This window comes from Paenibacillus sp. FSL E2-0151 (genome assembly GCF_037993015.1).
In the GTDB taxonomy this organism is placed as follows: Bacteria; Bacillota; Bacilli; order Paenibacillales; family Paenibacillaceae; genus Paenibacillus; species Paenibacillus amylolyticus.
This window is the reverse complement of sequence record NZ_CP150308.1, coordinates 1,016,634-1,031,398: the sequence shown is the minus strand read 5'-3', so window position 1 is coordinate 1,031,398 and position 14,765 is coordinate 1,016,634. Positions and strand designations below refer to the sequence as shown.

The window sequence follows — 14,765 nt, the reverse complement described above, 5'->3', positions numbered from 1 at the left end:
CTAAAAAAGAGCTGAGAAACTCAGCTCCGATTACGTTCCAATTGTTTCTCGATGCCCAACCTGTCGATCTGTATCCAATACTCTGCAATTTGTTCGTTTTCCACTCGGTATACCGCACTGGCAATTTCAATCACCGGGAGGTTGGTTGGGCTGTATCCGTTCACTTCGCCGATATGGGTACCCGCTTGTCTCCAGCGCACATAAACTTTATCACCTTGGGCCAGTAACTCCTGAATTTCGAGTAAAAACTCCCCGTATGCTTCAATCATCTCTCGCACATGATCCACATAATCGGAAGGGGTTCGGGTGACCGTGACCTCTTCTTCAGATATCACTTGATGAGCCAGCACTTGTTCCGCCATCACTCTGCTTGCATAATCGGGATTCCGCCCTGATCGGACCTCTTCAAAAAAGGTTCTGACAATCTGTTCTGCTGTCATCTGAGCCCCTCCTCAAATTATTCTGATATATATATATGTAGTAACTCTTGTATTTTAACATGGTCCCCCCGCTACGGAATTACAACTGTTCTATTGTTCTACAGGACTTATCCCCTCCCCTCTCACCTGTGCCACGCTAGGCAGTTATGCCATTCTGGACCCGAAACCAGAGCAGAAGTAACTTAGTTACACAGGAATCCCCTTTGCTTTCTAACAAGCAAAGGGGATTTTTTGTCTATTGTTAGATGACTTCAAACCATTGATTTAACCTGTTGTAATCTGGTAATAAAAGAAGAAATAAATGCTTTCTCTTTCATGAGATTCTCTTGTAATCTCTCACTTATTTTACTGAGTGTACTTGTATCACGCGTTATATTGTACTTCAGAACTATATTTCTCAATTTAAAGTAGTCCTGTTTCAGAACAGTGCTTAATTCCATAAAAGTTGCATCTGGCTCAATGATTGATTTCTCCATTAAATAAGATAAACGTAACTCCATTAGTAGCTTATGTTCATACAAAAGATGAAAGACCCGTGAATCCAATGTTTCTCCAACTAGGGCTGCCTGCTCAATGTCGGTAAAGATGCGTTGAATGGCTTGCATTCCAAAATCGTATTTCTGATCTCGCACTAAGTCATATGTCTCGCTTGAGTTAAGATAGTTTTCCATCGCCGTTATAATCTGCTCCACATGAATTGCATAATTGATATTCTGAATTGGCTTGAGGAATCTCACTTCTGTCCAAAAACTGTACTCATTAGACATGGTCCAGTAGCCTTTCTCAAGTTCATCCAGACTACATACGCTTTGTATGAATTTACCATCATCAAGATTATCAGCAATGTATATCAAATTTTGATCCAGGTCATACCCATACACTAATAATTCATGCATGAGATGTTCTTTTTGATAATAGTCTGTACACGCAATGTAGTATCTATCTGCATAAATATATAGATAATATCCCATATCTATCGCTTCCGTAATCACTTGTTTAAGTGATGTTCCCCATTTGCTAATCACAATTTCTTGTGGCAGGTTGTAAAAGGAAATTCCCGGACAGGTACTTAGCAGAAACTGATGAGAATCAAACGAAAAAATTCCCCATCCATGTGCATACCTGATTTGTATAAAGTTATTGAAAATCCATGGCCATAAATCTTCGTGCATAACGGATGTTAATGTCCCATATGATGTGTACGTGCTTATGACAGGGTCACCTAGTTTAAGTACATTCTTGGCCATTACAGAATTCCTCCTTCGATTCCTAGGCATAGTGTATTGATCTGAACAGATTCATTGTATAAGCAACGCACTCTCAGAGCTGGGAGCGAAGATGATGTTCTTGAATATATTACCATGTACCTTTCCTGTTTTATATAAGAACGCTTTCATATATAAAAATATTTTATTTCTCTCATCTTAATGACAAAAAAGAGGATACCGCCCCCAATATGGAGACCGTATCCTCTGATACCCTGATCGGATTACCTGAAACTATTTACGGACTAACCGTACCACCATTTGCATTCAATGTCTCCCCGCTTACATAACTGGATTCCTGGCTTGCCAGGAACACAAATGCCGGAGCCATCTCGGCAGGTTGTCCTGCTCGACCAAGCGGTGTGTTGGAGCCAAAATCGGCTAGCTTCTCGACCGGTTGTCCACCCACGACCTGGAGCGGTGTCCATACTGGGCCTGGTGCAACAACGTTGACACGAATCCCTTTGCTCCCCACCTGTTGGGCCAATGCTTTGCTGAACGTGTTAATGGATGCCTTCGTTGTTGCATAATCCAGCAGGATTGGCGAAGGTTTGTATGCCTGAATCGATGATGTGTTGATAATGGAGCTGCCCGGCTTCATGTGTTTCACAGCTGCTTTGCAGAGCCAGAACATGGAATAGACATTTGTTTTGAACGTTGCATCGAACTGCTCGGTGGTCAGATCCGCAATCTGCTCCACAAACTGCTGTTTACCTGCCACGTTAGCAAGGATATCAATCCCGCCAAGCTCTTTTACCGCAGATTCAATGAGTTCTTCACAGTATTTCTCATCCTTCAGGTCACCTGGCATCGTAATTGCTTTGCGACCGGCTTCCTCAATCAGCTTCACAACTTCCTGCGCATCTGCTTCCTCTTCCGGCAGATAGGCAAGAACGACATCCGCGCCTTCACGAGCAAACGCAATCGCTGCCGCCCGGCCTATTCCGCTGTCGGCCCCTGTCACAACTGCTTTGCGTCCTGTTAAACGTCCGCTGCCTTTATAACTTTTCTCACCCGCATCGGGAACAGGGGTCATCTCACGCTGGAGCCCCGGCTCATCCTGTTGCTGTTTCCACTCCGGTGTAGCCTTCGGATATTGTGTCGTTGGATCTTGCATGTTGTGCTGGTCTTGATTAGCCATGTTCAATTTCCTCCTTGGTTAGTTACACGATACCCATCGTATAAACGTATTTTTTTATTTGTTGTGAATTTAATTTGCGTAAAAGTTGCACTCTTTCCTTTGTAACCGAGATAGGTGGAATTTAAACTAAGCCCGCCCGAATTCCCTAACGACTGTCTAGCATTGAATCTCCTCTAACTGGAGATTGTATAATAGAACATGAGGTGATCTCGTTGAATGCAAACAAAGAACCCTATTCCATCGGTGAAGCAGCCAAACTGATCGGCTCCACGGTGAAAACGATCCGTTATTACGATGAGATTGAACTGTTACAACCCTCCAATCATACGGAAGGCGGGCATCGACTTTATACAACGCAAGACCTGTGGCAACTCGAACTCATTACAACGCTTCGTTATCTGAATTTCAGCATACCGGATATTCGAAAGCTCATGTCGGGTGAACTGGCGGTAGCACAGGCACTGGATCTACAGATTGAAGCCTTGGAAACCCAGATCGGCACGATGAATTCCATGCTCTCCATTTTGCAGCAAGCGAAGCAGCATGAAGAAGACACTTCACTGCATTCGGAACAGTCTCTCACGTATATCTCCAGTCTGGTAGAATCCCTGACGGCCAATGCGAGCAGGCGAAAACAATTCGTTGCTGCCAAGGTGGATGAATCCCATCTGCTGGATAGCATTCCGCAGGACTGGAGAGTCTCGTTTCTGCACTTTTTCGATAAATACATGATGAAAGATACCAAACTGACGGCTCAGCAAACACTGGCTTGGAAGGAAATTCAGGAACTGATCAATGATCCGGCCTATTGGGCTGATCTGGCTCGGCTGGAGGTTCCATTCTTCATTATGGCGAATCAGCCACAAGTCGAAGCGGACGTCTGGGTGAAAAAAATGGAGGCTATTCGCATTCGCACTACCGAAGCGCTGGACAAGCGTTGGGCAATCGATAGCCCTGCTGTGCAAAGCATGGTGTGGGACTTTGTGTTGATGTATGCAAGTGTCGAGCATGCCGAAACACCTGAAGTATTTTTTAGTAAACAGGCCCGATATATGCTGGACTCTGTGACGGATCGCATTCTGCGTTTTAACAAGCTATGCAAGGTGATGAATCCCGATTGGAGCCAGATTGTAGATGGCATTAACTTGTTGCAGGAGGGCATGCGGTTACGATTAAAACAAATGGAAGAAGACTGAACTCCAGTCTCCTTCCATTTTTACGTTTAGCCTTTTTTCAAAAAAAAGGATTCATGTTCTCCCACTTCCTTGTCCATATGGAGCGGTTGCCCTTTCAAGTAGTGGTTGAAGAAATCAATCGTTGTATCGTTAACCAATTGTTGTGTCCCCCGCGCTTCTACACCCTGTGTCCATTCGAGCAGTGGAGAGATCAGGTAGAGGTCGGAGAAACTCAGATGTTTGGTGTTGGTCAGCTCCATCCAGAAGTTACCTCCTGCGGTTACCGGCTCATAGCGCTCGTACACTTCCTCGTAATATTTCTCGGCTTCCCGACGGGTCGTGCCCATCGCAGCAATCTCTTCGTCACTCATCACACTTGTACCTGCAACGGTTGAGTCTGCACTCATCATCAGGAACGGCTTGCCCACGCCTTCCGCAGGGATACGTTTCTCGCCAAACAATACACCGTCCATATTCATGCCTGCTTTCACACGTGGATCATCCATTAACATCTGTACTGTCGTTGCTCCGCCAAATGAATGCCCAAACATGCCGATGTTGTCCAGATCCATATGTCCTGTAAAGCGTCCACTCGGATCTCCCGCAGCCAACTTCTCTACCTCATCCAGTACAAACTGTGCATCCTTCACCCATGTCTCATTCAACTTGTCCATGTAACTGAATTGCAGCTGTTCAAAGCCTTCTTTTCCTTCGGATTCAAATTGCGCCACACGTCCATCCGGGAATACGGACACCAGACTGCTATACGTGTGATTAATGCCTACAACAATGTAACCTTGACTGACCAGTTGCTCGACCTGGAACGTATTCTGATTTTCATAGCCATGTAGACCATGAGAGAACAGAACAACCGGATACTTGGCTTCGGCATCTGATAATTGAGCTTCCTGAATCGCATGTGTTTTGACCTGACTCAGACTGGAAAATAAAAGCTTTGGCAGTTCCAGCACTTCATTGAAGGCTGTCGCATAGATATCCGGCTTACTAACATAAGGAGCTGTTGCACCCTCTGCCTCTGGATTCGTTGGATACCAGATCTGTACCATCAGCTCCCTTTGGTCACCGGTAGTACTCGTCAGAAGTTCATCCCGACTGCTATCTGTCCAATCGTAGGATACCGTTCCGATTCCATAAGGACCTGCTGGCTTGGCAAACGAAAACACCGGGAACAGCAGCGGCAAGCCAATGCTCACAACAGCGTATAGCAACACCAGGAAAGACGTTGCGATGATTCGAACACGTCCGAATTTCCCCGCCACAGGTGATTTCGAAGCAGATGCCCCGGAACCTTTGCTGTTCAGCGAGGTTACACCTGACTGTTGCTGGCGTCTTGCCTTTGTAAATAACACAACCAGTGGAACCAACGTGAGCAGATACGCCGGAATCATCGGCCAACGTAGTCCTTCGACCACACCATGGATGATCAACAGCACACCCGATATGACGAATCCACCCCATACCATTTTCCGAAAATGTTGACTCTGTCTCCCAATCCCGATTACCCCCACGAACATAAGCAGGTTGAAAATAAGATAAATCCATTCTATTGTCCTCATATACTTAAAGCCTCCCATTCTGCCACGGATTAAATCGGAATGATATTATTGCGCAGCAGCTATTATATAAATTGAACTAAACATTTACACGAGAACGTAGAGGACAGAAATAACCTGAAGAAGCGGATGCGTTCGCCTTTATCCCCAGATTTTCACCTTTGTAAAATTAAATCAAAAAAATCAGGGGATAACAGCGATCAGAAGGTTGTTCTGTCATCGAAGTGGCAAGTGTAAATAGGCTTTAGTGCAATCTTTATAACTCCAATCTTAAAACCTCCAGTTACAGGAGATTCAAGCATGAATTTTGCGGATAAAAAAATGCACTCCTTGAATGACGCTGAATCACCCGCAGGTTCTCCATTGTATTCAAGGAATGCACGTATGAAATTACGATATAAGTTGATTTTTGAATATTAGACTAGCGATCTTCGCCGCCATCTATCCGTTGTCTTTTTCCGATGCCAAATGCGAAATATCCTGCCACCACGATTGCCATGAACGTAGCTCCAACAACCAGAGGCAAGCGCGTATCCGGGTTAAACGCCATACCGATAATGACCAGGATCAGATACACAATAATAATGTAATTGCTGATCGGGAACCATTTGGACTTGAAGTTATGATCCGCCATCTCATTGCCCCAACGCTTTCTGAAGCGGAACTGGCTGAACGCCAGCGCGAACCATGGAACCATGCCCGGAAGAACACTTGCACTGTAGATGTACAGGAACAGCTTGGAGTCCGGCATCAGGTAGTTCAGCACAACCCCAATCAGCAGCAAGGAGATTGTAATGACGATACTGTTGCGGGGAACCCCGCCTTTGGACAGCTTTTTGAAAAAGGCAGGTGCCTGCCCATTCTCAGCCAGTGTGTATAACATCCGTCCTGCACTGTAGATCCCGCTGTTACATCCCGACATGGCCGCCGTGAGCACCACAAAGTTAATGATCCCCGCTGCAGCAACAATACCAACTTTGGCAAAGGTGAGCACAAACGGGCTGCCCGTCTCGCCCACTTCGTTCCAAGGGTACAGGGTTACGATAACAAATATGGCACCAACGTAGAAAATAAGAATACGCCACACGATATTTTTGATCGCTTTACGCAAAGTGTGTTTCGGATTCTCCGCTTCGCCTGCTGTAATACCGACCATTTCAACTCCCTGATACGCAGCCGTTACGATACACAGCGCGAAGAGGAAACCTTTGATGCCCCCAGGGAAGAAGCCACCATGGCTGAACAGATTCGACAGACCAATGGCCTGACCCCCATTCCCCCAGCCGAAGAAAATGAGTCCTGTTCCGATCACGATCATCGCCACAATAGCCGTCACTTTGATCATCGCAAACCAGAATTCAAATTCTCCATAGAACTTCACAGCCGCCAGATTTGCCGCCGCAATGATGAGCACCCCAGCAAGTGCAGGCAGCCACTGTGGAATATCCGGGAACCAATACCCGACATAGATACCAATCGCCGTAACTTCCGCCATACCAACCGTAACCCATAGGAACCAGTAGCTCCAGGCGGTCAGAAATCCGGCAAGCGGACTAATATATTTGTGAGCAAATGTTGCAAACGAACCCGTGACCGGCTCCTGAATCAACATTTCACCCATAATACGCATGACAAAAAAGATAACGATACCGGCCAGTAAATAGGCCAGCAACACGGATGGCCCTGCCCATTTGATCGTACTCGCCGATCCCATGAACAAACCAACGCCGATTGTACCTCCGAGTGCAATCAGCTCTACATGGCGGGGCTTTAGCCCTCTAGATAGTTGCTTTGATTCCAAACGATTCTCCCCTTTTCTTGTGTACAGATTCCTGATGTAATCTTTAATTTTCACATTCACATTAACGCAATGCAGAATTACTCCACCAAATTGTACGAGATGTGCCGCAGAAATACAACAAGGAATGTGAGGAAACGGATTCACTACACATATAGGTATAGGATAACCGCTTAATGAATATGGCAGACAGATAAGGTGAAGTCTGATTGTACAAGCTGAGCCCATTTCAAAGTGTGGAGTAGAACGATAGTACAAAAAATACAAAAAGAACCCCCTTCAACAGGAGGCTCTCTCAACTCTACTACTTATTACCGAACTATTGCTGCTTCATCATGGCAGGCAGTTCATTCAAAAATTCATGCATCGTGTAGGCATCACGTTTATTCCACTTTTGCTCCACTACATACACGTGACCGTTCTTAACCGCAGGAAGGTCCTTCCATATGGCTGACTTCATCAGTTCGTCATTCTCAGCGGAATCTTCCCCTGCCCCAGCTGCCATCAGGAATACGTGATCCCCGGCAAATGATGGCAGACTCTCAAGTGATATTTGAGCCCATGGCATTTCTTCATCAATCGTTACCTTTTTCACCTCATCAGGTATATCCAGTCCATAAGGTGAGTATAAATCTGCAGCTAACCCTGTCGTCATAACATACAGCGTACGATTTGTGTTTAAAAATATCGTTGCCGTCTCATCCGGACCGATGTTCGCACTCTGTTTGAACGCATTCCAGGCTTGCTCCGATTTCGCATCATAATCGGCCAGCCACTGCTGTGCCTCTGCCTCCCTATTCACCAGAAGACCAAGTATAGGCAGGCGCTGCTCCAATGGAGCATCTACATCGATTCCGACCGTCGGCGCCACTTTCGCAATCTGATCCAACTCCTCCCCTTGAGCGTGAAGACCTGTGATGATCAGATCTGGCTCAAGCTCAACCAGCTTTTCCAGATTCAACGGCGCACCAAGATCTTCAATGTCCTTGACTTGATCCTGATATATTGATTCGAATCGGCTATCCTGACCGACTGCATCTGCTCCAAGTACCAGCATGTCCCCGAAGGTTTTATTATCATAATAGACGATCCTCTGTGGATCAGTTGGAATCTCTACCTTACGTCCCAGATAATCCACGTACTCTTTGGTTTCCGGTTTCTCCGCAGCGGGTTCCTTTTCTTTGACGGTTGTCTGCTGCGTTGTTCCGTCATTTACCGACGCACCTTCATTGCTACTGCAAGCACTCAGGCCGATACTCAGCACCAGAACCGCACCAATAGACCATCCCCATCGTCTCACACTATACATGACGTTCTCCCCATTCACTCTGTTTTAATGATAATCATTATCACTATCTTCTACCTATAGTAACGATCCCGCATAGGCGCATCAATGGACAATTCCAGGGCTTTTCAGACAATACTTAGCAGGTGTAACACCAAGTTATGTTCTATCTCGCCTATCAATTGGTTGAAAAAAGAGCGCATTTACACTATGCTATTCCATGAGAATCGTTATCAATTAGTAAGGGGATTGTGGCATGAAGCTTCTATTACATACCGATCAGGTACATGGAATCTATTCGCTTAGCGAGATTGATTTTATGGAGGAACCCGTCAGCATACTGCCTTCGCAAGAGCATCGTCTCCTCATTGTCGTTTCGGGAAACTTCAGGTTGGATCTGGGGGAAGAGCCCCTTACTGCCATTGAAGAACAGTGTTTTTATATTCGACCCGGAGGCAACATTGTACTAACCAGGCAGGATCATGAGCCGTTCGCTGTCTATATGTTTTCTTTTCATGTAATTAAAGTTCAGGCTTCGTCCGTCTGGTTTGACACAATTCCTGCCTTTGATGGAAGTACGTTGCGATCCGATCGTTCCTATTCCAGCGTGCACACCATTATTCAGGATATGACTCGTCAACGCCCCTATATCAACAAAGCAGAAAGCAATGCCTATCAACCTATGTTCCATATGCTGATGCTGTCTCTCTCTGAACAGAATACGAAAGCTCACTCTTTGGAAAATACCAGAGATGCCGTTAAACGCACCCTTATCTATTTGCAGGAACACTACGCCGAGAAAATTAAAGTGCAGGAACTATCCGATATATCCGGTGTCTCCTTATGGCAATACAATGAGCTGTTTCGCTCACTGACAGACAAAACCCCGATTGAATATCTAACCGAGATTCGTTTGAATCGAGCCAAGGAATTGCTTTTACAGACAGAAGAAACCATTGAGTCCATCGCCCATCAGGTTGGATTCAATGATCATTATTACTTTGTCAGACGTTTTCGTCAGAAGACCGGGTTGCCTCCTAGAGAGTATGCAGCGATGTATAAGCAAAGCGACAGGGACAAGGACATTCTTTTCCGTGACTCTACAGGAAGGCTATTAGAACTCCCCAAGGACAAATCACGTATCGTATATCTGGATCGCAATACAACAAGTGACTTGATGGCCCTGGATTTGTTCCCAGTCGGTAGTCCCAAGAGTCTATTAGGCCAATTCATCGATACCGCTCCAATGCAAAACACAACTGAAATCAGCTTTCCCCCAAGCCTGAGGAGATCCGAAAGCTGAAGCCCGATCTTATTCTCGTCGCCAACTACTATGGCATTTCTCTGGATGAAATGAATACCATTGCTCCAACCATTGTGTTGGATCGTGAGCAAACATTGGATAACCGCTTGCGGACCTTGGGCCAAATTTTCGGCAAAGAAAAAGAAGCGGAGCGTTGGCTGATCCGCTATGACGCTATCGCCGAATATATGTGGAATGTATGCAAAGACGCATTCGTACCCGGTGAAACTGCCACAGTTCTTGTCGACAGTAATGATGGCAAACTCTATGTCATGGCCTCTCAAGGTCTCACAAACACACTGTACCATGCCAATGGATTCAGACCTCCTCATGAAGTAGCGACATTAATAGAGCAAGGCGAGGCTTTTGTTAAGATCGAGGAAAGCGATTTTGAGCGTTATGTAGGGGATCGTATTTTTATGATTTCTGCAACTAGAGATGGGGACGTCACTGACCCTACTTCTTATGAGCGCGACGTGAGTTGGATGGAAAGCCCCTATTGGCGTGATCTTCCTGCGGTGTGTAACGGCAAAGTGTATCACGTAGGGCAGCATTGGAATATGGAGGGTGCGCTGGAACGTATGCAAGTGCTACATGCTTTGCCAGAACTGTTGCGTAATCAATCCTACCCTGATAACTCGTGATGATAAACGAATCTGAAAACTCACAAAAAAGAGCTACCAGAAAAATATCTTTGGCAGCTCAACATCCATTTTTGTAATCATCCGGAAGGCAAATGAACCATCACCGTTGTCCCCACGCCCACCTGACTTTTCATTTCGACAGTTCCGTGATGAAGCATCACGATTTTTTTGACGATGGCGAGGCCCAGACCGTTACCACTAATGCTACGATCGCGTGACAGGTCTGTTTTATAAAACCGTTCGAAAACATAATCCAGTTGCTCCGGCGCTATTCCAATGCCCGAATCGGTTATCGTGAAAAAGATTCCATCGACAGACTGGCTCGTGCGTATTTCGATACGCCCGCCCACGGGAGTAAACTTAATGCTGTTGCCTAGTAAATTCATCCACACTTGGTTAAGCTGGTCCTGATCTGCCCTGATTTTGATACCGTCCGCCAATTCTAAGTGAATTGGAATGCCTTTGGCTGACCATTGAGGCTCGCAAGTCACCACCACTTGCCTGATTTGTTCATCAAGATTATAGGTAGTTGTCTCGAACGGATGATGATCGGAATCCAGAGACGCAAGCTCCAGCAGATTATCACTTAGTCTGGATAGTCGTCCACTCTCCGTAATAATGATATCGAGATAATAGTTACGATCAGCCTCCGCAACCAGGCTACTGTTTTTCAAAGCCATGGCAAAACCGGAAATAGAGGTCAGCGGCGTTTGAATCTCGTGAGATACATTGGAAACAAAATCCTGTCTCATCTGTTCCAGCTGTTTAAGCTCACTCGCCATTTCATTGAAACTCTGCGTCAATGCTCCCATTTCGTCCACACGTTTTGTTTGGATTTCCACATTAAAATCACCCTTCGCCAGTCGTTTGGTTGCCCGCGTCAATACCTGAATCGGCTTCACCAAATACCTTGCAGCAATAAGGATACAAAAACTTCCGATCAACAGTGCAAGCAATAATACCAGCAAAACCATCCGATTAATGATATTTTCATTCTGCGGAGAATACTGCATAAACATGGCTTGTGGTTCCCCTTTGTATGGAAAAGGAAGACCTATGAACGTCTGCTCCACTTCTCCGGGAGAACGATAGATCTGACCCTGCAACACCATTTGAACCACTTCTGGTGCAATTTCAACGGTCTCTGTATGGTCTAAGTCATAAAAGGTTACGTTACCCGAAACGTCATATAGATGAATGGGATAGGTGGACACTTTAACCATACTTTTGATGAAAGCATCCCTGTCCTCAGGTTGCGTTTGCTCATATAGACGGATCAGTTCCTCCCCTACAGAAATCATGTCATTCTGACCGATATGATTTACTTCTTTTTTGAAAAGGAAGATCCCCACGAAGAAAGAGGTCAGCAAGCTGAAAACAATGACGACTAGAAACGTGCAAATAATACGAACATATAAGGTTTTGATCATGTGATGACTAACCGGTAGCCCAGACTGCGAGCCGTTTCAATCTGAAAATGGTGTGCATCACCAGCGAATTTTTCCCTTAGTCGCTTAATGTGAACATCAACCGTCCGGTCATCCCCTTCGTAGTCACTCCCCCAGATCTTGATGATTAACTGTTCTCGGGTAAATATCTGCCCAGGCTGGTTTGCCAGCATGAACAGCAATTCAAACTCTTTTAAAGGCAAATTGATTGTTTCCTCTCCACGAATCACTTGAAAGCTGCGTCGATTCAGCATAATGCCCCCTAGTTGAATGGTCTGGGAGGAGACAATCAAGTAACGTTTCAGCAAAGCTTTTACTCGCATCACAAGTTCCAGCGGATCAAAGGGCTTCGTTAAATAATCATCTGTTCCCAACTGAAATCCCTTTACTTTCTGGGCCGATTCCCCTTTTACCGTGACCATTAGCAATGGCATATTCAGATCCATACGCCGGATCTCCCTGCATAATTCCCAACCATCCAATCGCGGCATCATAATATCAAGGATAACCAGATCAATTGGGGATTTCCCCACAATCTCCAGTGCTTCCGCACCGTCCTTGGCTACCACAATCTCGAATCCTTCATTCCGCAAAAACAAGGTAATCAGCTCACGAATATGCACATTGTCATCCACAACTAGGATTTTGGTCATATGAAATGTATGCCTCCGATATCTATCTTGTTCTTCCTATCTGGGCGCAGGTTTTCAACCAAAATACCATCCCAGCAGGTTCCAATGATAGAAAAATAAACTCAAGATCACTGCTGCTACCATTACGAACGTATAGTGCACACGCTTCAATAACGTCCAATATTGGTTTTTCCATGCCAGGACGCCCATGATGAATATTGCCGCAGTCAACCCTACAAGGATAATCGGCATAAACAGATAGAGACGTAAAGATAGTGGAATATGGCTAAGCCGATCAATCAAATCCATGTTCATCACCAGAAGTGTTGCACCCAAGGTTAGCAATGCCCACACGGACGTAACGGCTGACAGTCGAACTGCCCATTTCTGTGCTTTTGGCATCACTCTGATTTCGCGTCTGCGATAAACAAATCCATGCAATACAGTGATGAATAGAACAACCGAAATGCCGAGCAAGAGGAGCCAGAACTTCGATTGGTTCATTAACGGTGCAGGTTCCAGCGGCATTGGGTTTAATATATCCAGAAACAGATACGTGACCTTGCCCTCTGCATCGGTGCGGAACCCCATCTGATGTGTCCCTCCGACCTCCTGGAATAAATTCACGCCAATCGGAGTATACACTTGCTGATCTGCACCACTTCCAATAAACAGTCGGTTATCCGAAAACTCAATATTGATTTGAGTCAGAAAACTGAAAAACTTATCGATCTTCGTGTGATTACGGCGTGTAAATTGATAAGAGCCTGCATATTTTTCCAGAGACTCCCCGAATTCGATAGAAGTTTCATTAGGCTGCTCCGTTGCATGTACAGGATAGTATCGGTCAAAAAAGGCTTGCGCCAACCCTTCTGCTGCCGTTCCGCCTTCCCCTCCACTATAGGAAACAAAGATGCCCACTTTTTTGTCCGGTACAAGATAAAGCGCTGTATTAAACAGCTCATCGGCCCCTCCATGAGAGATCACACGCAGCCCATTCATATTCAACTCATAAAAGCCCAGATCCATGGCGGGTAAACGTTCATCAAACTGGAATGCCGGAGAATGCATGAGTTTGGCTGTTTCCGGCTTGAGTATTTGTTTATCTTCATATCGCCCGTCTTGAAGATGGGCAATCATAAAATGAGCCATATCGTTCGCCGACACGCTCGCTGATCCCGCAGGACGAAATCCTCCCTCATACGTTGGCCGTTTGGTTACAAACTCGCCGTTAGCTCGGGCGTATCCAAGGGCGGCATAAGGTTCCAGAGACGCTGGAACAGGCTCCTCTACCGTAGCATAATTCATGCCCAGCGGATCAAATATATTTTTCTGTATATAGTCATTGTAGGCAACACCGCTCACTTCTTCGACGATAAGTCCCGCGAGTGAAGCGCCATAATTGGAATACGACAGCATCTCGCCTGGTGGCTTAACCCGTGCAGGCATATGTTTCGCCATCGTTTCAGTAATAGAGACGGGAAGTTTCCCCGGATCGGTAGTGATCTGATAACCTACACCGCCTTCCTCAAAGCCTGCGGTATGGGTCATGAGATGGCGCAACGTAATCGGAACCTCATAGGTTCTCGGTATTTTCACCGTTTTCAGATAAGTGTTGACGTCTGTATCAAGATCAAGCTTGCCCGCCTCAACCAATTGCATCACGGCGGTCCATGTGAACAGCTTTGTTGTTGAAGCAATTCGAAATAAGCTGGTTTCGGGATCAACGGGTTTATTTTCTTCGATGTTGGAATGTCCGTATCCTTTGGAGAGCAGGATCTTCCCATCCTTCACAATCGAAATGACTGCGCCTGGAATCTGTAAAGATCGCATTTGCACATCCATCATCCCATCCATGAATGCCGTTAACTGATCAGTATCCTCCAGATTAGCTACGACTCCTTGCTCCAATTTGCCCGAATTTAATCCCGGATTGGATACTGATGCCGATAGTGGCATGGTCCCTAATCCAGTCGCCCCTGATATCATGCCTAACAATAACACCAGTAAAATCATTTTCCCAAAAAGCTTTCTTATCAACGATGACATAACTTGCCCCC

12 protein-coding genes are annotated in these 14,765 nt (G+C 45.7%); 3 read left to right on the top strand and 9 right to left on the bottom strand.

Features of this window, described 5'->3' with window-relative positions:
* Positions 1-20: 20 nt before the first annotated feature.
* The 3 genes from MHI55_RS04785 to MHI55_RS04775 form a co-directional block, all read right to left on the bottom strand.
* The gene (locus MHI55_RS04785; protein ID WP_340389083.1) at positions 21-440 is read right to left on the bottom strand and encodes an ester cyclase; all 420 of its coding nucleotides are present in this window, start codon (positions 438-440) and stop codon (positions 21-23) included.
* 251 nt (positions 441-691) lie between these two features.
* Positions 692-1,687 (bottom strand): hypothetical protein, encoded by a 996-nt coding sequence (locus MHI55_RS04780; protein ID WP_340389081.1) that lies wholly within the window; start codon positions 1,685-1,687, stop codon positions 692-694.
* Between the two features lie 256 nt (positions 1,688-1,943).
* Positions 1,944-2,846, bottom strand: a complete 903-nt coding sequence (locus tag MHI55_RS04775) for an SDR family oxidoreductase (RefSeq protein ID WP_340389079.1) — start codon at positions 2,844-2,846, stop codon at positions 1,944-1,946.
* A 212-nt stretch (positions 2,847-3,058) separates the two neighbouring features.
* Between MHI55_RS04775 and MHI55_RS04770 the strand changes: the two genes are divergently transcribed.
* A complete protein-coding gene (locus MHI55_RS04770) occupies positions 3,059-4,042 on the top strand; it encodes a MerR family transcriptional regulator (RefSeq protein ID WP_340389077.1) in 984 nt (327 codons plus the stop codon).
* Between the two features lie 26 nt (positions 4,043-4,068).
* On the opposite strand, the gene MHI55_RS04765 is transcribed toward MHI55_RS04770, so the two are convergent.
* The 3 genes from MHI55_RS04765 to MHI55_RS04755 form a co-directional block, all read right to left on the bottom strand.
* Positions 4,069-5,598 carry an acetylhydrolase gene (locus MHI55_RS04765; RefSeq protein WP_340389075.1) on the bottom strand — a complete coding sequence of 510 codons (1,530 nt, stop codon included), beginning with the start codon at positions 5,596-5,598 and terminating at the stop codon, positions 4,069-4,071.
* A gap of 418 nt (positions 5,599-6,016) precedes the next feature.
* Positions 6,017-7,396 carry an amino acid permease gene (locus MHI55_RS04760; RefSeq protein WP_076319983.1) on the bottom strand — a complete coding sequence of 460 codons (1,380 nt, stop codon included), beginning with the start codon at positions 7,394-7,396 and terminating at the stop codon, positions 6,017-6,019.
* 316 nt (positions 7,397-7,712) lie between these two features.
* Positions 7,713-8,702 carry an ABC transporter substrate-binding protein gene (locus tag MHI55_RS04755; RefSeq protein ID WP_340389074.1) on the bottom strand — a complete coding sequence of 330 codons (990 nt, stop codon included), beginning with the start codon at positions 8,700-8,702 and terminating at the stop codon, positions 7,713-7,715.
* Positions 8,703-8,934: 232 nt separating this feature from the next.
* On the opposite strand from MHI55_RS04755, the gene MHI55_RS04750 reads away from it, so the two are divergent.
* Complete coding sequence (locus MHI55_RS04750) at positions 8,935-9,981, top strand: helix-turn-helix domain-containing protein (RefSeq protein WP_340389072.1); 1,047 nt, start codon at positions 8,935-8,937, stop codon at positions 9,979-9,981.
* Positions 9,969-10,625 carry an ABC transporter substrate-binding protein gene (locus tag MHI55_RS04745; RefSeq protein WP_340390571.1) on the top strand — a complete coding sequence of 219 codons (657 nt, stop codon included), beginning with the start codon at positions 9,969-9,971 and terminating at the stop codon, positions 10,623-10,625. The genes MHI55_RS04750 and MHI55_RS04745 overlap by 13 nt, the downstream gene beginning before the upstream one ends.
* 77 nt (positions 10,626-10,702) lie before the next feature.
* Here MHI55_RS04745 and MHI55_RS04740 read toward each other — a convergent pair whose 3' ends face one another.
* The 3 genes from MHI55_RS04740 to MHI55_RS04730 are packed head-to-tail and all read right to left on the bottom strand — an operon-like array spanning position 10,703 to position 14,754.
* Positions 10,703-12,055 carry an ATP-binding protein gene (locus MHI55_RS04740; RefSeq protein ID WP_340389070.1) on the bottom strand — a complete coding sequence of 451 codons (1,353 nt, stop codon included), beginning with the start codon at positions 12,053-12,055 and terminating at the stop codon, positions 10,703-10,705.
* Positions 12,052-12,726: a response regulator transcription factor gene (locus MHI55_RS04735; RefSeq protein WP_340389068.1), complete on the bottom strand. Its 675-nt coding sequence runs from the start codon at positions 12,724-12,726 to the stop codon at positions 12,052-12,054. Before MHI55_RS04735 ends, MHI55_RS04740 begins: the two co-directional genes overlap by 4 nt.
* Before the next feature lie 54 nt (positions 12,727-12,780).
* A complete protein-coding gene (locus tag MHI55_RS04730) occupies positions 12,781-14,754 on the bottom strand; it encodes a serine hydrolase domain-containing protein (RefSeq protein ID WP_340389066.1) in 1,974 nt (657 codons plus the stop codon).
* Positions 14,755-14,765 lie beyond the last annotated feature (11 nt).